We start from the raw sequence: 20,348 nt of genomic DNA, 5'->3' as shown, positions 1-20,348 counted from the left end.
CGATCTACTCGGCCTCGCTATGCGGTGGAGGCCGACGTCCGCTTGGCCGAGTAGATCGAGAGATTGGCGTACGCCGCCGACAGCATCGGGACGGGAACGTCGTGCTTCGCCCCCTCGGCCACGAAGTCGCCGAGGATCGCGTCCGCCTCGACCGGCAGTCCCTGCATCATGTCGCGGTACATCGAGGACGTCATCGGCTCCTTGGTGGCCAGAGTGGACTGCACCACCGAGATCGCGCCCGGGCGGGGCGGATGCCCGGCCGCCGTCGCGATCGCCATCGCCTCGGCCGCGATCCGGGCGCCGAAGTCGAGACCGCCCGGCGCCGCGTTGATCTCACCGACGCTCGCCCGCATCAGCGTGGTCGCGGCCGCCATGCTGGCCAGGAAGATCCATTTTTCCCACATGTCCTGCGTGATCGTGTGCGACGGGTTCGAGTCGAACTCCTCGCCGGAGAGCGAGTAGGTCACCTCGGCGAACCGGTCGTCGTCGCCGCCGTCGAGCGGGCCGTAGCCGATCCGGTGCAGGCCACTCATCTGCACCACGTCGCCGTCGGCGTCGAGCGTCGCCAGGATGATGCAGACGCCGCCCCAGGCCCGCTCCGGCCCGAAGGCGCCGACCAGCTCGTCGACGTGCCGCATTCCGTTCAAGAGCGGCACGATGACCGTACGCGGCCCGATCGCCGGCGCCATGTCGATCAGCGCCTGCTCGAGGGTGTAGCTCTTCACCGCCAGCACGACGAGGTCGTACGTCCCGTCGACCGAGTCCGCGGTGATCAGCCGCGGCTGCACCACCGTCTCGCCGGCCGGGCTCTTGATGCGCAGCCCGCGCCGCTCGAGCACGGCCCGCCGCCCGGGCCGCACGAGGAAGGTCACGTCCTTGCCGGTCTGCGCGAGGCGCCCACCGAAGTACCCGCCGGTGGCCCCCGCCCCTACGAAAAGAGTTCGCACTCCCCCATCTAACCCAACATCTCGTCCGCGAAGCACCAGCGCCACTTCTCACCGGGCTCGTAGGAACGCATCACCGGATGACCGGTCTCCTCGTGGTGCGCGGACATGTGGCGTCGCGGCGACGAGTCGCAGCAGGCCACCAGCCCGCAATCGAGGCACACCCGCAGGTGCACCCATCCGTGGGTGAATCCGGCGGCCACGCACTGCGGGCACCCGTCCTCATATGCCGACTGCGGCGCCGGGTCGCCGGCCTCCGCCAGGTGCTGGCAGGTCAATCGTCACTCCGTTGCAGCTGGGACTCTTCCAGGTCGAGCTCGCGCTGGGCGCGGGTGAGCACCTCTTCGGGGATCCGCCCCTCGTTCCGGGCGATCTTGAAGACGTGCCGCTCCGCGAGAATCATCTCGCGCCGCAGCCGACCGTACGCCGCCGAGGGGGTCTCCTGCTGCTGATTGCCGAGCCGTTCCCAGGCGTTGTTGGCCCGGCTGTCGATCAGCGTGCGGAGCCGCTCGACCACCTCGGTCGGAGCGCCGTCGGCGTTCTCCTCGAGCGCCTGCAACGCCGCCCGGCCGGCCTGGTGCTGCACGCCGGCCTCGGCCAGCGCGTCCGCCGACGTCGTGTCCTGCCGCACGCCGAGCCGGACCGCCAGCCAGGGCAGGGTCGTGCCCTGGGACAGCAGAGTGAAGACGATCACCGCGAAGGCCACGAAGATGAACAGATCACGGTTGTACGGCGGGACGCCGTGATCGGGCAGCGTCTGCGCGGCGGCCAGCGTCACCACGCCCCGCATCCCGGCCCACGCGATCACGGTCGGCACGGCGATCGGGGGGCGCTCCTCGCGCTCCCGGATGCGGGGAATCAGCCGTACGAGATAGGTCGCCGGATACATCCACAGGAAGCGCACCCCCACGATCGTCCCGATGACCGCGGCGGTGACCGCGACCGTCGTGCCCACGCTGGTCGTGATGCCGCCGCCGATCTCCCGCAACTGCAGGCCGACCAGCAGGAACACGATGCCCTCGAGCAGGAACGTGATGAGCCGCCACACCGCGTCCATCTGCAGTCGTGAGGTCGGCGACAGCAGGTACGGGATGCGGTGGCCGAGGTAGAGCCCGGCGATCACCACCGCCACGACGCTCGAGCTCTTCAGCTCCTCCGCGACGATCACCACCACGAACGGGGTGAGCAACGACACGGCGTCGTCCAGCAGCGGGTCCTCGATCTTGCGGTGCAGCTTGGCGGCGGCGATCGCGGCGACCATGCCGATCAGCACGCCGCCGCCGGCCTTGAGCGCGACCTGGCCGAGGATCGGCCAGAAGCCGACCGCGATGCCGGACATGGCGCTCACCGAGATGCGCACCACGACCAGGGCCGTCGCGTCGTTGAGCAGGCTCTCGCCCTCGAGGATCGTCACCACCCGGCGCGGCAGCCCGACCCGGCGGGCGATCGCGGTGGCCGACACCGCGTCGGGCGGGGCCACGATCGCGCCGAGCGCCACGCAGGCGGCGTAGGGCACGCTCGGCAGGATCAGGTGCACGACCGTGCCCACGGCGAACGCGGTGACCAGCACGAGACCGATCGCCAGCAGCAGGATCGGGCGCAGCCAGCGGCGGAAGGCGGGGATCGAGGTCTGCAGCGCGGCCACGTAGAGCAGTGGCGGCAGGATGCCGATCAGCACCAGATCGGGGTCGAGGTGCGCCTCCGGGAAGCCCGGCACGAACGACAGCCCCAGGCCCGCGACCAGCAGCACCAGCGGGGCCACGAACCCGAGCCGGCGGGCCAGGGCGGCTCCCAGCACCGAGATCGCGACCAGGACCACCACGTCGACGATGCTGCTCATGCTGAAAGCTTACTGAAGATCGAAATTGAGCCTTTCTACTCACGCGCCGGGTGGGGACGGTAGGAGAGGCTGTCGGGCATGAATGTGGGGATCACCGGGATCGCGTACGCCCTGCCGGCTCGCGAGCTGGCGACCGCCGAGCTGCAGCGCAGCGTGGCCGTCGCGAGCGGCCTGACGCTGCCGCCGCGGATGTTCGAGCAGGCCACCGGCATCCGCCGGCGCCGGATGGCGGCCGACGGCGAGTACGCGTCCGACCTGGCGATCGACGCCGCCACCAAGGTGCTGGCCGACACCGGGACCGATCCGCTGGACATCGACCTGCTGCTGTTCGCGAGCGCCACCCGCGACATGGCCGAGCCCGCCACCGCCCACGTGGTGCAGGCGGCGCTCGGCGGCCGGGCCCATGCGATGGACGTCACCAACGCCTGCAACAGCTTCCTCAACGGGATCGACCTGGCCCGGTCGATGATCCTGGCCGGCCGCGCGCGCCGGGCGCTGGTGGTGACCGGCGAGACGCCGACCCGGGCGATGCGGCCGCGGCTCTCCTCCCTCGCGCAGGCGCGGTCGGCGTTCGCCGGCTACACCTTCGGCGACGCCGGGGCGGCCGTGCTGGTCGAGCCGGTGGCGACGGGCGGGATCGTGGACGTGGACGCCGAGACGCACTCCGAGCACTGGGACGCGGGCGGCATCTTCGGCGGCGGCTCCCGGCATCCGCGCGGCGACGAGCACACCTACTTCACCGGCGACGGGCACCGGCTGCGGCGGATCTTCGAGAGGATCGGGGCCGGGCTGATCGAGCGGGTCGCGCGGCGCACCGGGTACGGCTGGGACGACTACGCCAAGGTGCTGGTGCACCAGGTGACGCTGCCGTACCTCGACCGGTTCGTCCGGGTCACCGGCGTGCCCCGGGAGAAGCTCGAGGTGACCGTCGGCGAGCTGGGCAACATGGCCTCGGCGACGCTCGGCGTGCAGCTGGCCCGGGTGCGGCCGGCGCTGGAGTCCGGCGACCGGGTGCTGCTGGTCGGCCTCGGCGGCGGCGTGAGCCTGATGACCATGGTCTGGGAGGTCTCGTGACGGCGCTGTGGGTGATCGTCCCGGCGTACAACGAGGAGGCCCGGATCGGCGACACCCTGGCCGCGCTGCGTGCCCAGACCGACCGCGATTTCACGTTGCTGGTCGTCGACAACGGCTCCACCGACCGTACGGTCGACATCGCTCGCTCTTTTGATGCTGTTGTTCTGTCCGAGCCCTCGAAGGGTGTGGGCTGCGCGGTCGACACCGGCTTCCGGCATGCGATCGCTCAGGGCGCCACGTTGCTGGCGCGCACCGATGCCGACTGCCTGCCCGCCCCCGGCTGGGTGGCGGCGGCCCGGCGCGGTTTTTCGTCCGGCGCGTTCGTGGCCGGCCGGATCGTGGCCCGGCGCGACGAGCACGGCCCGGCCGGGCGGGCGTTCTTCCGCGTGCTGGTCGGGCTGGCGTCGTTCTTCGGCCGGTTGCGCCCGGCCCATCGCGGCGCCGGGTTCCGGGCGCCCTACCGGATGCACGCGGGCAACAACATGGCGATCACGGCGGAGCTCTACCTGGCCTGCGGCGGCATGCCGCGGCGACCGTCGCCCACCGACCGGACGTTCCTCAATCGCGTACGCCGGACCACGCCCGCGATCGTGCACAGCCGCGCGATGGTGGTCGCCAACTCGACCCGGCGGCTGCGTGCCTACGGCCTGGCCGGGACGGCGAAGTGGTACCTCGACCGCGGCAGCGGCACGCTCACGGCGGATCCGCGCTGATGCTCGACGAACTGATCGCGTCGCTCACCGGTCCCCAGCCGGCACTCATCGGGCAGGTCACGCGCGGTGAGCTCGGCCGCCTCACGTTCGGCTACGCGAGGGCGCTGCATCGGCGCGGGCTGGTCGCCGGGGAGACCATCGGATTGGCCGTACGCCCGGGGCCTCGCTCCCTGGCGACGATGCTGGCCGCGTACCACCTCGGTCTCCGGATCGCCGTGCTGGACCCGACCGCCGGCCCCGACGTTCTCTCGGCCCGTCTCGCCCTCGCCCCGCCCCGCCTGATCCTGGCCGACGCCGCCGCGCAGGCGGTGTCCGGATGGCTCGCGCCCCTCGCCCGCCGCGCCCACCTCGCCCTGCCCGCGCTCGGCTCGCTGGCGCCGGTCGTCACCGTGGGTCGCCGCCTGCCCTTCTCCCCGCCGTCGCTGCGCCCTCTCGACGGCCCGCCCCCGCCCGCTTTCGACGGCGACGGCGACGGCGACGCGGTGATCGTCTTCACCTCCGGCACGACCAGCCGGCCGCGGGCGGTCGTGCACACGCGGCGCTCGCTGTCGGCCGGGATGTCCGCGGTGCACGCTCTGGTCCGGCCTCAGCCGGGTTTGCCGGTCATCGGCGGGACCTTCTTCGTCCTGTTACCGTCGCTGGCCGCGGGCGCGCCGGTCGCGCTGCCTTCTCGCGCCCTGGCCGGGCAAATACGGAAATTTACGCCTCAAGCCACGTATTTGACGCCACCGCAGTTGCGGGCCGCGCTGGCTTCGGAGGTCCGGTTCACCGGCCGCGTCTACAGCGGCTCGGCACCGGTGAGCGCGGCCCTGCTCGGCGCGGTGCGCGCGGCCGGGGCGCGGGAGGCGTGGGGCGTGTACGCCCTGACCGAGATCTTCCCGGCGGCCGCGGTCGAGTCGTCGGAGAAGGCCGGCTTTCCCGGCGAGGGCGACCTGGTCGGCTCGCTGCTGCCCGGGGTGTCGGCGGCGACCGACGCGGACGGGCAGTTGCTGCTGAGCGGCCCGGCGGCGGCCGACCGCTATCTGGGCGAGCCGCCGTTCACCCGGGTGGCGACCGGCGACCTGGGCCGGGTCGTCGCCGGCCGTGTGATCCTCGGCGGCCGGATGAAGGACATGATTCTGCGCCGGGCCGAGAACATCTATCCGGGCCTGTACGAGCCTTCCCTGCACGTGCCCGGCGTCGAGCTGGCGCTGCTCGTCGGGGTGCCGGCCGGGGACGGGGACGAGCGCGTGGTCGCGGTCGTGCAGCCGGCCGCGGGCGCCGACCCGGCCGCGGTGCGCTCGGCGCTGACGGGTCCGCTGGACCGGATGGGCGCGGCGCGACCGGACGCGGTGGTCTTCGCCCGGATCCCGCTGGCGGGCCGTTCCCGGAAACCGGACCGCGCCGCGACCGCTCGCCTGGCGGCGTCCGCATGACGGCCCGGTCCTTGGATCGGCGCGTTTACCTGCGCAGTCACCCGGTGCTGTTCGCCCTGCTGGCGGCGTTGCGGGCGCGACCGGCCCAGCGCCTCGGCGGCACCCTGATCGTCAACGACCGCGAGGCGGTGCTGTCGGCGCTCACCCGGATCCCGCTGGACCGAACCGCCGAGGGAACGACGGGCGGCGCGGTCGACCGGCTGGCCGGGGCGGGCGGGCTCTTCGACCAGCAGGGTGAGGCGCACAAGCGGGCGCGCCGCGACCTCGCGGACCGGCTCGGTGCGGCGGGGGTCGAGCGGTTGCGGCCGGTGTGGACCGGCCTGCTGGAGGAACGGCTGGCGCCGCTCGCGGGTGGAGGTTCGGTGGATCTGGTGCCGCTCGCGGTGGAGATGGCGGGGGCCACGGCGGCGGCGCTGCTCGACCTGCGGGTGGATCCGATGGAGTTGGCGGGCGCGGCCCGGGAGGCGGGGGTTACGGCGGCGCGGGCTCATCTGCCCGGGTTGCGGCGGCGGGCGGCGGCGGGGCGGGCGGAAGCGGCGGCGGAGAGGCTGGTCGCCCTGGTTGGCGGAGGGCTGTGGACGGCCGCCCCGGAAATGTCGTACCCCTCGCCTAGTCTCGCCCCACCCAGTAACGGGGTGGGGAACAGTAACGACGACCGACGGGCGAACGCCGGCCTCGCCGCCACGCTGGCCGTCGCGGCGGTCAACACGACGATCGCTGCCCTGCCGCGCGCGGCGGCCTGGATGTGCGGGGACCGGCTCTGGGCGTACGCGCAGGACCCCCTGCTGGTCGACGAGCTGTTCCGGGTCACCTCGCCGACGCCGCTGATGCCTCGCGTGGCCGCCGCCGATGGTCAGCTTGCCGGCGGGTGCCCGGTGCGCGCGGGCGACCGGATGCTGCTGGTCACGCGGCACGCCGTCGACGCGCATCGGCGGGATCCCGACCCGGTTCGGCCGGCGCCGGCCCGGACCGCTCAGCTCGTCTTCGGCGCCGGGCCGCACGCCTGTCCGGGGGCTCGGCTGGCCCGGCGGCAGCTCGGCGACCTGCTCGCGGCCCTCGCCCCGCATCGTCCGGTCGTGGTGCGGGCCAGGCCGGACCGCGACTCGGCACTGCCGGGCTGGCGCACGCTGATCGTCCGGGCCGGCGCATGAGACGCGACTCGGCGCCGCCGGGCCGGCGCACGCTGACCGCTCCGGGCCGGCGCATGAGACGCGACTCGGCACTGCCGGGCCGGCGCACGCTGACCGCCCCGGGCCGGCGCATGAGACGCGACTCGGCACTGCCGGGTCGGCGCACGCTGATCGACCGGGGCGGCGCATGAGAATCGCGATCACGGGGGGCGGCGGCTTCTGCGGCGGGGCGGTCGCCCGGCTGGCCGCCGCGAACGACTACGAGGTCGTCTGCCTGGGCCGTCGCCCCGGTCCGGTCGGGCAGCACCTCGAATGGGACGCCACAAAAACCGAAATTCCCGATTTGTCGGGAATGGACGCGGTGGTGCACCTCGCCGCGGCGGTCGGTGACCCGCGGCCGGGGGCGAAAACCGAAGCGGCCTTCCGCGGCGTCAACGTGGACGGCGCCCAGCGGCTCCTCGAGGCGGCGGCGGGCAAGCCGATCGTCTGGGTCAGCAGCGCCAGCGTCTATCGGCCGGGCCCGTATCCGGCGGCAGTAAGAGAGGATCACCCGGCCGACCGGCAACGGACCGCTTACGGCCGTACGAAATCCGCCGGTGAGCGTATCGCCCTCGCCGCCGGCGCCGTCGTGCTCCGGCCCCGCGCGGTCTACGGCGACGGCGACCCGCACCTCGTGCCGCGCCTGCGGCGAATCGTCCGCGGCGGCCGCGCCTGGCTCCCGGGGCCGGACGTGCCGCTGAGCCTGACCGCCGTGGGGAACCTCGCCGACGCCTGCCTGGCCGCGCTGAGCCGGACGTGGCCGCCGGGCGCCTACAACATCGCCGACGACCGGGTCTACCGGCGGGACGCGACCATCGAGACCGTGCTCGGCGTCCCGGTGCGGCACGTGCCGGTCGGGCTCGCCCGGGCGATCGCGCGGCTGCCGGGCGGCACGCTCACCCGGTACGGCGTCGACCAGGTCACCGACGGGATGGTGCTGGACATCGCCAAGGCCAGGAGCGCCGGCTGGCGACCGGTCACGTCGTCTGGACCACGCCCGATCGGGCCACCGTCGAGGCCTGCGTCCCGTCCCGGCCGAGGACCGTGGTGACGGCGTCGACCGAGAAGACGTAGTGGGTCAGCGGGTCGAGGCCGGTCACGGTCGCCGTCAGGTAACCGCAGGTGGAGCCCGGAGTAAGGACCGTCCAGCCGACGTCGCGTTGCGCGCCCACGAGCACGTCCTGGGAGATCGCGGTGATCCGGTACTCGACCAGGTAGAGCCCGCCGGGGTTGTAGAACGTCACCGCGGCGCTGGTCGGGCCGGGAACCACCGAGGCGGCGTTGATGCCGTGCGCGGCGTCCGGCACGCAGGACGACCCGGTCGGGGCCGGGGTGGGGGTCGTGCCGCCCGACGGCAGCGGCAGGAAGCCGGTGGGGAACGTGCTCGGCGTCACGGTCACGCCGCTCGGGGACGGCGACGGCGTCGCGCTGCCCTGGGACGTGACCACCCACGGCGAGCCGCTCGGGGTCGGGATCGCGGTCGCTACCGCGGCCGCCTTGCCGCAACCACCCAGCGCCAGCGGCGCGAGGATCAACATGCCCAGCCAACGACGGCGCACCGGCCCGCCTCCCCGTATCGATCCGGCGTTTCTCGGGGATCAGATCGGCCGGAGCAAACGGGGCCTTAGGCGGTGCGGAACCAGATGCGGGAGCGCACGGCGAGGTCGCGGGTCGCCGCCGAGTGCACCCAGGCACGGCGCGCCGCGCGTACGCCCGCCATGTGCCGCAACCGGACGGCCAGCTTGAGCATCACGCCGGTGAGAGGCCGCGCCGCGGTCTCGGTGAAGAGCCGGCTCGCCCGATCGCGCCCGGCCGCGACGCCGAGCGCCACCCGTGCGGGCTCGACCGCCTTGTGCACGCGCTGCAGGACCAGCAGCTCGGTCGCGCGCTCGGGAGCCACCGGGTCGTGGCCGTACGCGGCGGCGACGTGCAGCACCATCCGGGACTGCGTCCAGGCCAGGACGCCGACGTCGAGGACCGTTCCGGGCAGGTCGGGCGCGCCCGACAAGGAACCGGAGATGCGGGCGAGCGTGGTGAACCGCTTGACGGCGAGCTCGGCGAGGCTGTCACAGGTGATGCCGGGGTTCTGCGTGCGACAGCGCTCGACCCACTGGGCGGCCTCGGGCCCGAGCCGGCGCACGGCCTCCAGGGCGAGGTGCTCGGGGGCGTACTGCGGGTCGGACTTCATGCGCGACCACAATGGGCCGGGCGGGGCGAGTGTTTCGGTGACGGGGATGGCGGTTTCGTTCACCAGATCACTCCTGGGGGGATGTGAAGGATCCTCGCTCATTGTGGCGTGCACATGCACGTGCACGCGAGGGGTGAAGATCGGTTGTGTCCAGGCTGAGACCTAGATCGCTTCTGGCAAGATCGTGAACCGGAATGAACCGCGGGCCGCCGTTGTTTCCAGGAGTTACCCGTTTTTCTGCACAGGAGGTCCTCGACGTGCTCGATCCACACGAGCTCTACGAGCTGGTCGACGACCTGCCGGCCCTGGACGAGCCCGTTCTCGTCCAGGCCCTCACCGGGTTCGTCGACGCGGGCAGCGCGATCCAGCTGTTCCGCGAAAATCTGCTGGACAGCCTGGAGGGCCGCGTCGTCGCGACCTTCGACCTCGACCAGCTTCTCGACTACCGCTCCCGCCGGCCCCCGATGATCTTCGTGGAGGACCACTGGGAGAGCTACGAGCAGCCCAGCCTGGCCCTGCACCTGCTGCGCGACCAGCTCGGCACCCAGTTCTACATGCTCGCCGGCCCCGAGCCCGACCTGCAGTGGGAGCGGTTCATCGCGGCTGTCACCGGCCTGATCGAGCGGCTCGGCGTGAAGCTCACCGTCGGCCTCAACGCGATCCCGATGGCCGTGCCGCACACCCGGCCGGTCAGCGTCACCGCGCACGCCACCGACCAGAGCCTGCTCGGCGACCGGGAGTCGTGGCTGCAGCGCGTCCAGGTGCCGGCCAGCGTCGGCAACCTGCTGGAGTTCCGGCTGGGCGAGGCCGGCAAGAACGCCATGGGGTACGCGGCGCACGTCCCCCACTATCTGGCCCAGACCACCTTCCCGGCCGCCGCCGAGCTGCTGGTCGACTCGGTCTCGTCGAGCACCGGCCTGGCCCTGCCGACGGGCGAGCTGCGCAAGGCCGCCGAGCTGGTCCGCGCCGACGTGGACAAGCAGATCGCCGAGGACGAGCAGGCCGCCCGCCTGGTCGAGTCGCTCGAGCAGCAGTACGACGCGTTCCTGCGCGGCCGCGAGAACAACCTGCTGGCCGAGGGCGACACCCCGCTGCCGACGGCCGACGAGCTGGGCGCCGAGCTCGAGCGTTTCCTCGCCGACCAGACCCGCGACGACTCCTGATTTTCAAAGAAGCATGAAGTCGAGGGCTACTTGGATCTGCGCGTCCCAGTAGCCCCACTCATGCTCGCCCGGCCCGAAGCCCGAATCGAGCGCCACCCCCGCGCTCGCGCACGCCGCCACGAACCGCTCGTTCTGCTTGACCAGGTGGTCCCCGGTGCCGCAGCGCAGCATCAGCCGCGGCAGCCGGGCCGGGTCCGCCTTCTTGATCAGGTGCAGCAGATCTTCCTCGCCACCCGCGACCTTGCGGTCCGCGAACACTCGCGAGACCAATGCGCGCATGTGCGGCCTCAGATCGAATTCCTGGATGTACGCGAGATCAAGCGCCCCGGACAAGCTGGCGGCCGCCGCAAACCTGTCGGGCTGCCGCAGCGCCCACTTCAGCGCCCCGTACCCGCCCATGGACAGTCCGGCGACGTACGTGTCCGCCCGCCGCGTGGAGACCCGGAAGAACCGCTCGACCGTGGCCGGCAGCTCGCTCGACAGGAAGTCCCAGAACCGCATGCCGGACGCCTCGTTGGCGTAGAAACTGCGGTGCACCTGCGGCATGACCACGGCCAGCCGGTGCCGGGTCGCATACCGCTCGATCGACGTGAACCGCGTCCAGGCCGTGTCGTCGTCGGTGAGCCCGTGCAGCAGGTAGAGCACCGGCGGCGGCCCGTCACCCTCCTCCGGCAGCACCACCGTCAGCGCGGTGTCCAGCTCGAGCGTCTCGGACGAAAAGCTAACCCGGATCATGGCCATCGGCCCAGTCTCGTCCATCGCTCCCGAACTCGGCACACCGCCGGTCTACCGCACGCCGGCCCAGCTCGCGCGGGACCTCCTGGACACCGCGACCCGGCTCGACCCGGCGCGCTTCGAATAACGTGGGGCCATGCCGATCGAGATCGTCTTCGAGACCCACGCGCTGACCGAGGACAACGAGCAGGGCGTCGCCACCGGGTGGCTGCCCGGGCGGCTCTCCGCGCTGGGGCGCGCCAACGCGGCCGAGATGGGCCGGCGCCGGCGGGCGGACGGCATCGCGGCGGTGTTCAGCTCCGACCTGCGCCGATCGGTGGAGACCACGGAGATCGCCTTCGGCACGAGCGAGATCCCGATCCTGTACGACTGGCGGCTGCGCGAGTGCGATTTCGGCACCCTGAACGGCGCGGCGGCGGCCGACGTGCGGGGCAACCGGCTGAGCTATCTGGACAGTCCCTACCCCGGCGGCGAGAGTCACCGGCAGGCGATCGCCCGGGTCGGCGGGATGCTGGCCGACCTGCCGAGCCGCTGGGCCGGCCGCCGGGTCATGCTGATCGGCCACCTGGCGACGTACCGGGCCTTGGTGCTGGCCACGACCGCGGTGACCGTGGCCGACCTGCTCGCCGCCGAGTTCACCTGGCGGCCGGAGGGCTGGGAGTTCCGTCTGGAGGGTCGTTAGCGGCCACTCCGGGTCGGGCCGGAAGCCGGTGTTCGTCCCGTCGAACGGGAAGGCGCCGGCCTCGATCAGCTTGACCAGCCGCTAGGTCGTCTCCACGGCCTGCGTCCACGTGCACCACGGCCCGCGCACGTACCGCCGGGTGATGACCCGCAGAGCGGCGACACAGCCGTCGAGGTCGTCGCCCCGCCGCACGCGAATCACCGCGACCGGCTCTCGATGAACGGCGCCTTGCCGGCCCGGTAACGCGGACGGTCATGGGCGTCGGCGGCGGCCAGTTCCCGCTTGACGCGCGCGTACGCGGCGGCGTCCGCCGGGTGGTCGCGCAGGTGGTCGCGGAAGGACAGCAGGGGCGGCCAGCGGTCGTCACCCGACTCGTAGATGTGCAGGTGGTGTGACCGGCGGGCGATGCCGGGAAAGCAGAACGACCACTTGCGGGTCTCGTCGTCGCCGGGCTCGGGCGCGTGCACCCATCCGATCGCGGCCATGGCCCCGGCGATGTCGCCCGCGTGGTGATCGGGGATCCGCGCGAGCATGTCGATGATCGGCTTGGCCGCCAGCCCGGGGACCGCGGTGCTGCCGATGTGCTCGACCGGGCCGCTCAGCCACCTGCCGAGCGCCGCGGCGACCCTCGGACGCTGGTGCTCGAACGCCGCGGGCCAGCTCTCGTCGTACGGGATGATCTCGATCGGATCCTGGCGTTCCACCCGCGAGACTTTAGTTGGCGCGCTCGTGGCCGCCCCACAGGAACGCGACCAGCGCGATCGCCAACGCCGCCGCCCAGTGGCGGTGGGACGCCGCCCAGCCGGGGTCGGCCGGGCGCAGGACCAGTTCCACCGGGTGCGGCAGCAGCCAGGCCACCCCGGCCAGCACCAGCAGCGCGGGGGCCGCGACCACGCTGGTGTTGCCGTCGGCGGTTCGGCGCTGGGCGACGGCGGAGAGGGCCAGCGCGGCGGCGATCAGGGTCGCGGTCTCCAGGGTCAGGGCGGCGACGGGCAGATCGCCGGCCCGGCTCATCGTGAGGGCCCACCACAGGGTCACCGGCGGAACGGCCAGGGCGACCCGCACCAGGTTCCGGGCGAGCCGCGGCGTCGGCACCGCGACCGTGCTGCGCGTGGCCGGGTCGTCGAGCAGGAACGCGGCGCCGACCGCCAGGCAGATCGCGGCGATGCGGGTCAGGGTCGTCAGCTGGGCCTCGGTGAGTCGCGTGGTCAGCGCCGCCGGCACCAGCACGACCGCGAGACCGAGCACCGCGCCGGCCGCGAGCGGGCGCCACCGGACGGCGTGCGCGGTGGGCCGCAGCAGCAGGAACAGGGTCCGGGCGGTCATCGGCAGCCCTCGGCGGCGGGGGCGGGCACGCCGAGGATCCGGGCCGCCCGGGCCGTGGTGGTGGTCGGTGCGGTCAGGGTCGCCCATGAACTACGGACCCGGGCGGCGATGTCGTCGTGCGGGCGGTCCAGGGCGGCGGCCGCCACCGCCACCTCGGGCTCGGGCACCGCGACGCCGGGGATCAGCTCGTTCGGGTCGAACGAGACCTCGCCGTGCAGGGCCGCCCCCGTGACGGCCTGCCCGGCGAGCCAGGCGACGAGCACGCCGGGGCCGCCGCACGCGGTCTCGGCGGCCAGTTCGGCGCCCCGCTCGACGTGTGCCTCGGCGGTGCGCCCGGTGACCAACCGGTAGGCGACCTGGCCGGCCAGCGCGAGCGCGGTGGTCTGGTCGCCCCACCGGGTGCCGACGCCGACCGCCTCGGCGTCGTCCGCCCGCCAGGCGTCGAGCACCTGACCGGGCCCCCGGCCCGGACCGGGCCCCCGGCCCTGGCCGGTCAGCCCGGCGAACACGAACCGCTGCCGGACGGTCAGCTCCACGGTGGTCGGCGCCGGCGCGGTGACGGCCCGCACGACCTCGTCCCAGGCCGGGATCCAGCGGTCGAACCCCTCGTAGGCGCAATACCGGACGCCGCTCAGCGACCGGCAGGTCTGGTAGTGCGACGGGTGGTTCATGGCATCGGCCCGGGCGGTCTCCCGGCCCGGCGCGGTCAGCTGGGCGACGCCGGCGGCCAGGGTGCAGGCCAGCGCCAGCGAGCCGGCCACGAGCAGGCGGGCACCCGCACTTCTCAGGGCGGCAACGGCGACCAAGGCGGCAAGCCCCAGCACGTACGCGAGATGGGCGGCGGCCGGGCGGCCCAGGAGCGACACCGGGACGGGCATCGCGAGGGCCGGCCCGCCCTGCGGCGCCAGCCACATGAGCTTGCCGCCGCCGGTGAGCGGCTGGAGCGCGACCAGGCCGGCGAGCAGCACCAGCAACGCCAGCGGCGCGGCGACGGCCGACCGGGTCACGCGGCCCAGCAGGACACCGAGGGCGCCGAGCAGCAGGACGGCGGCGGGGCCGGTGGCGAGCTCGAACGGGTTCGGGCGGCCGGCGGCGGGTGTGGCGATCGCCAGGACCGCCATCCGGGCGGCGAGCAGGACGGCGCCGAGCAGGGCCAGCGGGATCGGGGCGACCAGGTGGGCGACCGTACGCGCCCGCTCCGGCAGCAGGAGCACCTGGCTCAGGCCGGTCGTGCCGTCGCGGTGGGCGCGCAGCACGGCCAGGTTGCCGCCGATCAGGGCGGCGCCGCCGAGCAGCACCAGCACGGCGATCGCGCTGTCGCGGTCGAGCTCCTGCAGGACCGGGAAGCGGCCGGTGCCGAGCGCGAACCAGGACGACACCCAGGTGGCGACCAGCAGCAGGGTCGCCGCCATCGTCACGGGATGGCGTACCAGGCGTACGGTCTCCAGCCGGGCCAGGGCCCCGGTGGCCGGAAGTCGCCGCACCGGCGCCAGCACCGCGGTCACGCCGCGTCCGCCAGGGTCGCCGAGACCAGCGTGAGGTAACCGTCCTCGATGGTCGGACCGACCAGCCGCGCGCCCGGCGGCGGCTCCCCGATGTTGCGGTAGTCGCCGTCGCCGGTCCGCCAGGCGGCGAGCACGCCCTCGGCCCGCGCCTCGCTCGTCCACACCCGGCCCCGGGCCACCCCGGCCAGCGCCCGCGGCTCGCCCTCGAACCGGATGTGGCCGTGGTCGAGCACGATCACGCGCCGGCAGACCGTGGCGACGTCCTCGGTCTGATGCGTGGAGAGCAGCACCGTACGGTCCTCGCCGATGTGCGCCACCAACTCCCGGAACCGCAACCGCTGCTCGGGGTCGAGGCCGACGGTGGGCTCGTCGAGGATGACCAGCGCGGGGTCGCCGAGCAGCGCCGCGGCCAGGCCGACGCGCTGGCGCATGCCGCCGGAGAGCGCCTTGATCTTCTTGCCGCGCTGGTCGTCGAGGCCGGCCGCGTGCAGCACCCGGCGCACCTCGGCGTGCCGGCCGGTGACGATCTCCTTGAGGATCGCGATGTAGTCGACGAACTCGAACGCCGTGAAGTGCGGGTGGAAGCCGGGATTCTGCGGCAGGTAGCCGAGCCGCCGGCGGACCGCCAGCCGGCCGGCGGCGGCGCGCGGGTCCTCGCCGAGAATGCGCAGGCGGCCGGCGTCGGGGTGGATCGCGGTGGCCAGGATGCGCAGCAGCGTGGTCTTGCCGGCGCCGTTCGGTCCGAGCAGCCCGGTGACGCCGTCGTCGAGGGCGAAGGTCACGTCGTCCAGGGCCGTCGTGCGCCCGAACCGCAGCGAGAGCCCCTCGGCCCGTACGGTCGTCACATCGTCCTCCTCGTGGTCGTGTCGAAGGCCGCGCGTGCCCTCCACAGGGCGAGCGCCGCGGCGGCGGCGCAGGCGGCGGCGGTGATCTGGCCCGGGGCGGTGAAGACGACCGGTCGGCCGGTCAGGTCGTGCACCGTGGTCGCCAGCAGGGCGACCCAGCCGAGGCCGACGGTCAAGGCGGCGCGGATCGGGCCGAGCCGGGGAGTGAGCGCCAGGCTGACCAGGGTCAGCGCCAGCGCGGGCGCGAGCCAGCCGAGCACGACCGCGCCGTACTCCGGCAGGGCGAGGCTCGCCAGGCCGGTCAGCACGGTGGTCGCGGACAGCACGGCGGCGCAGCGCAGCAACAGCAGCCGGAACGTGTGCAGCGGCGCGACGACGGCCAGCTCGTGGCTGGGGTCGACGCCCGGGCCGAACGAGATCGCCACGCCGATCAGCGGGAGCAGTGGGGCGATCGCGAGCAGCGGGATCGGCGCCGAGGTGGGCCGGCCCAGGTGGGCGGCGGCGATGGCGATGACGAGGGTGAGGCCGACCGCGGCGAGCCAGGACCGGCGCAGGGCGGGGGTGCAGGCGAGCAGGCGGGCGGTGTGCGGGGGCAGACGCAGCCGTACGAGCAGCGCCTCGACCGGGCCGGGACGGGGGGCGTCGAGCTCGGCGTCGAGGCGGGCCCAGGCCTCGTCGACGGCGGCATGGCGGCCGAGCCGGTCCCGGCAGGACGGGCAGGAGGCCAGGTGGGCCTCGGTCGACCACCTCCACGGCGGCTGGGCGGCGCCATCGGCGTACGCCCGAAGATCGTCCTCCGCGACGTGCCAGTCGCTCATCGCCCACCTCCCGGGGTTGTCACGTCAGATCCCCGCGCAGTTGCCGCCGGGCCCGCATGGCCCGGGTCTTGACCGTGCCCACCGGGATGCCCAGCAGGGCGGCGGCCTCCCGCGTGCTCAGGCCGTCCAGCACCGTCGCCTGCATCACCGCGCGCAGCTCCGGCGAGAGGCGGGCCAGCGCGCCGGCCAGATCGCCGTGCTCGACGCCGAGCAGCAACTCCTCCTCGGCGCTCGGCTCGGTGCGTCCGCGGCGACCGGCCAGGGCGTGCAGCAGCCGGTCCCGGGCGCGCTGGCCGCGGATCGCGTCGACCAGCCGGCGGAACCCGATCTGCCAGAGCCAGCCGGCGACGTCGCCGCGTTCCCGGTAGCGGGCCGTGCCGCGCCAGATCGCCAGGAACGTCTCCTGAACCACGTCGTCCACCAGCGACGGGTCCGGGCAGCGGTAGCGCAGGCGGGTCGCCAGCCACGGTCCGTAGCGGCGGTAGAGGGCCTCGAACGCCGCCCGGTCGCCGGCCGCGGTCGCGGTCAGCAGTTCGGCGTCGCTCGATTCCCGGTCCACGACAACATCATCGTTTCGAACCTGCTCTCCGGTTCCCCGACGGCTTGGGAATGTCGTATCCGTCGATTAGAATGTGTGTACTAAAAGGGGCCGTGACCTGCGAGGAGATCATCGTGACCACGCCTGTTTTGTCGGAATCTCTGCCCATGATCCCGCCGTACGCGACCATGCTCGGCTTCACCCGCTACGTGACCCGCACCGGCCCCGCGAAGGCCACGTTCGTCGGCGGTCTGCGGCGCGCCCGCGAGCGCCGTTCCGGCTTCAACCCGCACGGCCAGCTGGTGAAGGCGCTCAAGGCCGACATCGCGTTCCGCACCGGCGGGAGCTATCTCAACGGCGTGACCGATCTCGTCAAAGATCGGTGGAAGCCGCTGTACGAGGCGGTCAGCGCCGGCGCCCTGACCTATCTCGCCTCGCTGGGCGACCCCGAGCAGGTCAGCCTCGCCCAGACGCGCGACGCCCTGGCCTCGGTCGGTCCGCTGGCCGTGAAAATCAACCCCCACTTCGGACTGCGCTACGAGAACGGCCGCCGCGAGGCCGTCCGCCTGCACTTCGACGAGGCCCCGCCGACCGCCGAGGCCGTGACCGCCACGCTGCACCTGATGGCCGGCCACATGGACCAGATCCTGCCCAACGCCGAGCCGGTCCTGGTCGACCTCCGCCGGGGCGTCACCCACCGCATCGACCCCGGCGTGAAGCCCTCCGACATCGAGAGCTGGCTGACCGGCGAGGCGGCCGCCTTCACCGCCATGTGGTCGACGTCGGTGGCCTAGACCTTCCTCCCGGGCGGCGCGCCGGGCCATGCCGGCGCGCCGCCTTTCACCCCTGGTCCGCGGCCGTTCCGGCGCTTGCCCGCCCAGGCAGCCGGAGCGGCCGTGGCATGCCTCCGCCCGGCCCGGCCCCGCGCCGCGCAACACCGCCTTGCCGCGTGACCTCGCCTTGCCGCGCGATCCGCCCCGCGCCGCGGTCTCCGTTCCGATCGCGCGACCTCGTGGGCACCTGCGCTGTGCCGCGCCTGACACCTCCAGCCGGCGTCTCGCACCGCCCCTCACCCCCGGGCGTCGCTCTCCGCGCACCCAACCCGGGCCCGCCCCCTCCCGCCGCGACCCGCATCCGCACCTACGCCCATAGCTCGGTTGCCGATATATATCGGAGGCAGTACAGTGCCGGGCATGCAGGAACCTACATTTCTGATCCTGGCGGCGCTGGCCGATCAGCCGCTGCATGGATACGGCGTGATCCAGTCGGTCGCCGAGCTCTCCGGCGGCGAGGTGAAGTTGCGCGCCGGGACGCTCTATGGCGCGCTCGATCGGCTCTCCGAGCAGGGGCTCATCGAGGTCGATCGGGAGGAGGCCGTCGATGGGCGGTTGCGGCGGTACTACCGGCTGACCGACAGCGGCGCGGGGGCGCTGTCGGCCGAGGTCGATCGCCTTCGCCGGAACGCCTCGGCCGCCGAACGCCAACTGCGCCGGCGCGGCGACGGCGGCATCGTGCCGGGGCTCTCCTTCGGCGTGGCAATGCCGGGTGGTGCGGCGTGAGCGGCGTCGCTTGGGCGGGGCGCGATCTGACGCTTGAGCGGCGCTATCGGCGGCTTCTTCTCGCTTATCCGGGGCGTTATCGGCGCGGGCACGGGGTCGAGATTGTGACGACCCTCATGGAGATGGCCGGCGACGGGCAGACCCGGCCGGGGGTCAGCGATACCTGGCATCTGGTCGTCAGCGGGATCAAGCAGCGGTTCCGGCTTCCGGGGCGGCGGCCGCTGGCCCTCGTCGCGGCGGTGCTGGTCACGGTGATCGGTGGGGCGTTCGGGGCGGCGGCGGGGTCGTGGGCGGCGGAGCAGAGCTTCACCGATCTGCCGGGCAACGACCGGGTGGCGGCGCTCACGCGGCAGGTGGCGGGCGGCGAGGGGAAGGACTACTCGTTCGATCGGTCGGGCTCGCCCTGGTCGACCGAGACCGTGCTGGGCGTGATGGACTCGCCGGGGTGGTCGCCGGAAGCGGCTCGCGGCCGGCTTGCGGCCGATGGGTGGCGGGTCGCGGACATTCAGGACCGGAGCGGTGCCGCCTACGGGTCGGACGACTCCGGCGGCATGGTGCGGATTCCGTTGCGGGGCAGTGCGTTCGACGCCACCCGGGACGGGCTTCTCATGCGGGTCACCGGATATGTCTCGGCCGAGCACGGGACTGTGTCGATCATGCTGTGGCCGGACGACACGGGGGTGTTGCGGCCGGCGGTGATCGTGGGGGCGGTGATCGGGCTCGTCGGGGGGTGGCTGATCGCGGCGGCGGGGGCCTATCGGGTGCGGGCGCTGCCGGGCGGGCGGCGGCGGGTCGCGGCCGGGCTCGCGACCGCGTCGATCGTGGCGCTGGCGGTGCCGGCGCTGGCGTTCTGGGTGAACGTGATGCGGGTGCTGGGGGCGAGCGGCGACATCGTCAACACCGTGCACAGTGCGCTCAACGCGACGCCCTATTGGACGTACGCGACGCCCTGGATGTTGCTTCAGCTCACCGTCCTGGGCCTGGTGCTGGGCGCGGCGGCGTGGGTGGTGACGCTCCGGCGGGCCCCTTCGGAGCCGGCGGCCGGCGAAATTCCGACGACCGGGTAGGCCAGCTCCGAGAGAACCTCACGCGGCGTTCGTGGCGCGGCGGCCGGCGGCGGTACGGGTGGAGCGGCTCAACGTGGCCGGCTTGCCCGCCGCCGCCAGGCCGAACGTGGGCATGTTGCCGTAGAGGGCCTCGAACGTGCCCTCGCGGACGACGTAGGTCTCGTGCCAGACGCCGACGTCGCCGCTGTCGCCGACCGCCTTGTTCCAGCGTTTCCACGCCGGGCGGTGCGGCAGGCGGGCGTCCTTGGCGAAGTCCTCCAGCTGCTCGACCGACCGCCAGTACTGCACCAGAATCGGGCCGCGCGGTCCCACCCACGTGGTGAAGTGCAGCAGGCCCAGCTCCTTGCGCCGCATCAGCTCCCGCAGCATCGGCCCCATCGCGCGGGCGACGGGGACCCATTTGTGCAGCTTCCACCACTTGTTGACGCGCATGCCGATCAGGAAGACCACGAAGTCGCCCTCGATCTCGGCGGTGATGTAGCCCGGAACGACCTTCGACATCTCTTGCCCCCCGGAGAAATGTGGATAGCAGCACTATCCGCTTCAGATAGTTACACTATCCACTCGGCGGGCGATGATCGCAAGGTGCGGCGGGTGAGAATCGCGGGGCGCGGGGATGGGCGAGGATCGCGGGCGGGGGGAAGGGCGAGGATCGCGGACGCAAGCTCGGGCGTGGGGCGCCAGGGCGTGGGGCGCCAGGGCGTAGGGCGGAGTGGCGCGGGTGCGGCGCGCGGGGCGGGAGGCACGGGGCGGGAGGCACGGGGCGG

The 20,348-nt window shown here is 73.5% G+C and carries 24 protein-coding genes; 11 read left to right on the top strand and 13 right to left on the bottom strand.

Annotation, left to right across the window (positions count from 1 at the left end; all coding sequences use genetic code 11):
- Nucleotides 1–17: 17 nt before the first annotated feature.
- Genes ACZ6TB_RS13725 through ACZ6TB_RS13715 form a run of 3 tightly spaced genes read right to left on the bottom strand, consistent with a single transcriptional unit; the run spans nucleotide 18 to nucleotide 2,784 of the window.
- Entirely contained in the window at nucleotides 18–947 is a 930-nt protein-coding gene (locus ACZ6TB_RS13725) for a ketopantoate reductase family protein (protein ID WP_465554084.1), read from the bottom strand.
- Between the two features lie 8 nt (nucleotides 948–955).
- Nucleotides 956–1,222, bottom strand: a complete 267-nt coding sequence (locus ACZ6TB_RS13720; RefSeq protein ID WP_465554082.1) for a UBP-type zinc finger domain-containing protein — start codon at nucleotides 1,220–1,222, stop codon at nucleotides 956–958.
- On the bottom strand, nucleotides 1,219–2,784 hold the full coding sequence (locus tag ACZ6TB_RS13715; RefSeq protein WP_465554080.1) for a Na+/H+ antiporter: 1,566 nt from the start codon (nucleotides 2,782–2,784) through the stop codon (nucleotides 1,219–1,221). Before ACZ6TB_RS13715 ends, ACZ6TB_RS13720 begins: the two co-directional genes overlap by 4 nt.
- Before the next feature lie 78 nt (nucleotides 2,785–2,862).
- Here ACZ6TB_RS13715 and ACZ6TB_RS13710 point away from each other — a divergent pair, with 78 nt between their 5' ends.
- The 5 genes from ACZ6TB_RS13710 to ACZ6TB_RS13690 all read left to right on the top strand — a co-directional run bounded on the left by ACZ6TB_RS13710 (nucleotide 2,863) and on the right by ACZ6TB_RS13690 (nucleotide 8,206).
- On the top strand, nucleotides 2,863–3,858 hold the full coding sequence (locus tag ACZ6TB_RS13710) for a 3-oxoacyl-ACP synthase III family protein (RefSeq protein WP_465554078.1): 996 nt from the start codon (nucleotides 2,863–2,865) through the stop codon (nucleotides 3,856–3,858).
- Complete coding sequence (locus tag ACZ6TB_RS13705; protein ID WP_465554076.1) at nucleotides 3,855–4,571, top strand: glycosyltransferase family 2 protein; 717 nt, start codon at nucleotides 3,855–3,857, stop codon at nucleotides 4,569–4,571. Before ACZ6TB_RS13710 ends, ACZ6TB_RS13705 begins: the two co-directional genes overlap by 4 nt.
- A complete protein-coding gene (locus ACZ6TB_RS13700) occupies nucleotides 4,571–5,986 on the top strand; it encodes a class I adenylate-forming enzyme family protein (RefSeq protein ID WP_465554074.1) in 1,416 nt (471 codons plus the stop codon). Before ACZ6TB_RS13705 ends, ACZ6TB_RS13700 begins: the two co-directional genes overlap by 1 nt.
- Nucleotides 5,987–5,997: 11 nt before the next feature.
- Complete coding sequence (locus ACZ6TB_RS13695) at nucleotides 5,998–7,137, top strand: cytochrome P450 family protein (RefSeq protein ID WP_465554072.1); 1,140 nt, start codon at nucleotides 5,998–6,000, stop codon at nucleotides 7,135–7,137.
- Between the two features lie 166 nt (nucleotides 7,138–7,303).
- Complete coding sequence (locus ACZ6TB_RS13690; RefSeq protein WP_465554070.1) at nucleotides 7,304–8,206, top strand: NAD-dependent epimerase/dehydratase family protein; 903 nt, start codon at nucleotides 7,304–7,306, stop codon at nucleotides 8,204–8,206.
- Here ACZ6TB_RS13690 and ACZ6TB_RS13685 read toward each other — a convergent pair.
- Nucleotides 8,133–8,714, bottom strand: a complete 582-nt coding sequence (locus tag ACZ6TB_RS13685; RefSeq protein ID WP_465554068.1) for a hypothetical protein — start codon at nucleotides 8,712–8,714, stop codon at nucleotides 8,133–8,135. The two genes, ACZ6TB_RS13690 and ACZ6TB_RS13685, sit on opposite strands and share 74 nt — an antisense overlap.
- 65 nt (nucleotides 8,715–8,779) lie before the next feature.
- The gene (locus ACZ6TB_RS13680) at nucleotides 8,780–9,343 is read right to left on the bottom strand and encodes a hypothetical protein (RefSeq protein WP_465554066.1); all 564 of its coding nucleotides are present in this window, start codon (nucleotides 9,341–9,343) and stop codon (nucleotides 8,780–8,782) included.
- Nucleotides 9,344–9,600: 257 nt separating this feature from the next.
- Here ACZ6TB_RS13680 and ACZ6TB_RS13675 point away from each other — a divergent pair, with 257 nt between their 5' ends.
- Nucleotides 9,601–10,506, top strand: a complete 906-nt coding sequence (locus ACZ6TB_RS13675) for a proteasome assembly chaperone family protein (RefSeq protein WP_465554064.1) — start codon at nucleotides 9,601–9,603, stop codon at nucleotides 10,504–10,506.
- Nucleotides 10,507–10,509: 3 nt separating this feature from the next.
- Here the strand turns inward: ACZ6TB_RS13675 and ACZ6TB_RS13670 are convergent, their stop codons facing one another.
- Entirely contained in the window at nucleotides 10,510–11,247 is a 738-nt protein-coding gene (locus ACZ6TB_RS13670; RefSeq protein WP_465554062.1) for an alpha/beta hydrolase, read from the bottom strand.
- Here ACZ6TB_RS13670 and ACZ6TB_RS13665 point away from each other — a divergent pair.
- Both ACZ6TB_RS13665 and ACZ6TB_RS13660 read left to right on the top strand, forming a co-directional pair.
- Entirely contained in the window at nucleotides 11,240–11,368 is a 129-nt protein-coding gene (locus ACZ6TB_RS13665) for a hypothetical protein (protein WP_465554060.1), read from the top strand. The two genes, ACZ6TB_RS13670 and ACZ6TB_RS13665, sit on opposite strands and share 8 nt — an antisense overlap.
- A gap of 9 nt (nucleotides 11,369–11,377) precedes the next feature.
- The gene (locus ACZ6TB_RS13660) at nucleotides 11,378–11,923 is read left to right on the top strand and encodes a histidine phosphatase family protein (RefSeq protein WP_465554058.1); all 546 of its coding nucleotides are present in this window, start codon (nucleotides 11,378–11,380) and stop codon (nucleotides 11,921–11,923) included.
- Nucleotides 11,924–12,120: 197 nt separating this feature from the next.
- On the opposite strand, the gene ACZ6TB_RS13655 is transcribed toward ACZ6TB_RS13660, so the two are convergent.
- The 6 genes from ACZ6TB_RS13655 to ACZ6TB_RS13630 are packed head-to-tail and all read right to left on the bottom strand — an operon-like array spanning nucleotide 12,121 to nucleotide 16,976.
- Nucleotides 12,121–12,627, bottom strand: coding sequence for a GrpB family protein (locus ACZ6TB_RS13655; RefSeq protein WP_465554056.1), 507 nt, complete (start codon nucleotides 12,625–12,627; stop codon nucleotides 12,121–12,123).
- A gap of 10 nt (nucleotides 12,628–12,637) precedes the next feature.
- Nucleotides 12,638–13,249 (bottom strand): hypothetical protein, encoded by a 612-nt coding sequence (locus tag ACZ6TB_RS13650; protein ID WP_465554054.1) that lies wholly within the window; start codon nucleotides 13,247–13,249, stop codon nucleotides 12,638–12,640.
- Nucleotides 13,246–14,754: a hypothetical protein gene (locus tag ACZ6TB_RS13645; RefSeq protein WP_465554053.1), complete on the bottom strand. Its 1,509-nt coding sequence runs from the start codon at nucleotides 14,752–14,754 to the stop codon at nucleotides 13,246–13,248. The genes ACZ6TB_RS13650 and ACZ6TB_RS13645 overlap by 4 nt, the downstream gene beginning before the upstream one ends.
- Nucleotides 14,751–15,599: an ABC transporter ATP-binding protein gene (locus tag ACZ6TB_RS13640; protein ID WP_465554051.1), complete on the bottom strand. Its 849-nt coding sequence runs from the start codon at nucleotides 15,597–15,599 to the stop codon at nucleotides 14,751–14,753. Before ACZ6TB_RS13640 ends, ACZ6TB_RS13645 begins: the two co-directional genes overlap by 4 nt.
- On the bottom strand, nucleotides 15,596–16,417 hold the full coding sequence (locus ACZ6TB_RS13635) for an anti-sigma factor family protein (protein WP_465554049.1): 822 nt from the start codon (nucleotides 16,415–16,417) through the stop codon (nucleotides 15,596–15,598). The genes ACZ6TB_RS13640 and ACZ6TB_RS13635 overlap by 4 nt, the downstream gene beginning before the upstream one ends.
- Before the next feature lie 19 nt (nucleotides 16,418–16,436).
- Nucleotides 16,437–16,976 carry an RNA polymerase sigma factor gene (locus ACZ6TB_RS13630; RefSeq protein ID WP_465554047.1) on the bottom strand — a complete coding sequence of 180 codons (540 nt, stop codon included), beginning with the start codon at nucleotides 16,974–16,976 and terminating at the stop codon, nucleotides 16,437–16,439.
- 107 nt (nucleotides 16,977–17,083) lie between these two features.
- Between ACZ6TB_RS13630 and ACZ6TB_RS13625 the strand changes: the two genes are divergently transcribed.
- The 3 genes from ACZ6TB_RS13625 to ACZ6TB_RS13615 all read left to right on the top strand — a co-directional run bounded on the left by ACZ6TB_RS13625 (nucleotide 17,084) and on the right by ACZ6TB_RS13615 (nucleotide 19,581).
- Nucleotides 17,084–17,749, top strand: coding sequence for a hypothetical protein (locus ACZ6TB_RS13625; RefSeq protein WP_465554615.1), 666 nt, complete (start codon nucleotides 17,084–17,086; stop codon nucleotides 17,747–17,749).
- A 399-nt stretch (nucleotides 17,750–18,148) separates the two neighbouring features.
- A complete protein-coding gene (locus ACZ6TB_RS13620) occupies nucleotides 18,149–18,514 on the top strand; it encodes a PadR family transcriptional regulator (RefSeq protein WP_465554045.1) in 366 nt (121 codons plus the stop codon).
- Nucleotides 18,515–18,618: 104 nt separating this feature from the next.
- Nucleotides 18,619–19,581 (top strand): hypothetical protein, encoded by a 963-nt coding sequence (locus ACZ6TB_RS13615; RefSeq protein ID WP_465554043.1) that lies wholly within the window; start codon nucleotides 18,619–18,621, stop codon nucleotides 19,579–19,581.
- Between the two features lie 18 nt (nucleotides 19,582–19,599).
- On the opposite strand, the gene ACZ6TB_RS13610 is transcribed toward ACZ6TB_RS13615, so the two are convergent.
- The gene (locus ACZ6TB_RS13610) at nucleotides 19,600–20,082 is read right to left on the bottom strand and encodes a DUF4188 domain-containing protein (RefSeq protein ID WP_465554041.1); all 483 of its coding nucleotides are present in this window, start codon (nucleotides 20,080–20,082) and stop codon (nucleotides 19,600–19,602) included.
- Nucleotides 20,083–20,348 lie beyond the last annotated feature (266 nt).

The sequence above is a fragment of the Actinoplanes sp. NPDC051537 genome (genome assembly GCF_055586105.1).
This window is presented reverse-complemented; position numbering and strand designations above follow the sequence as displayed.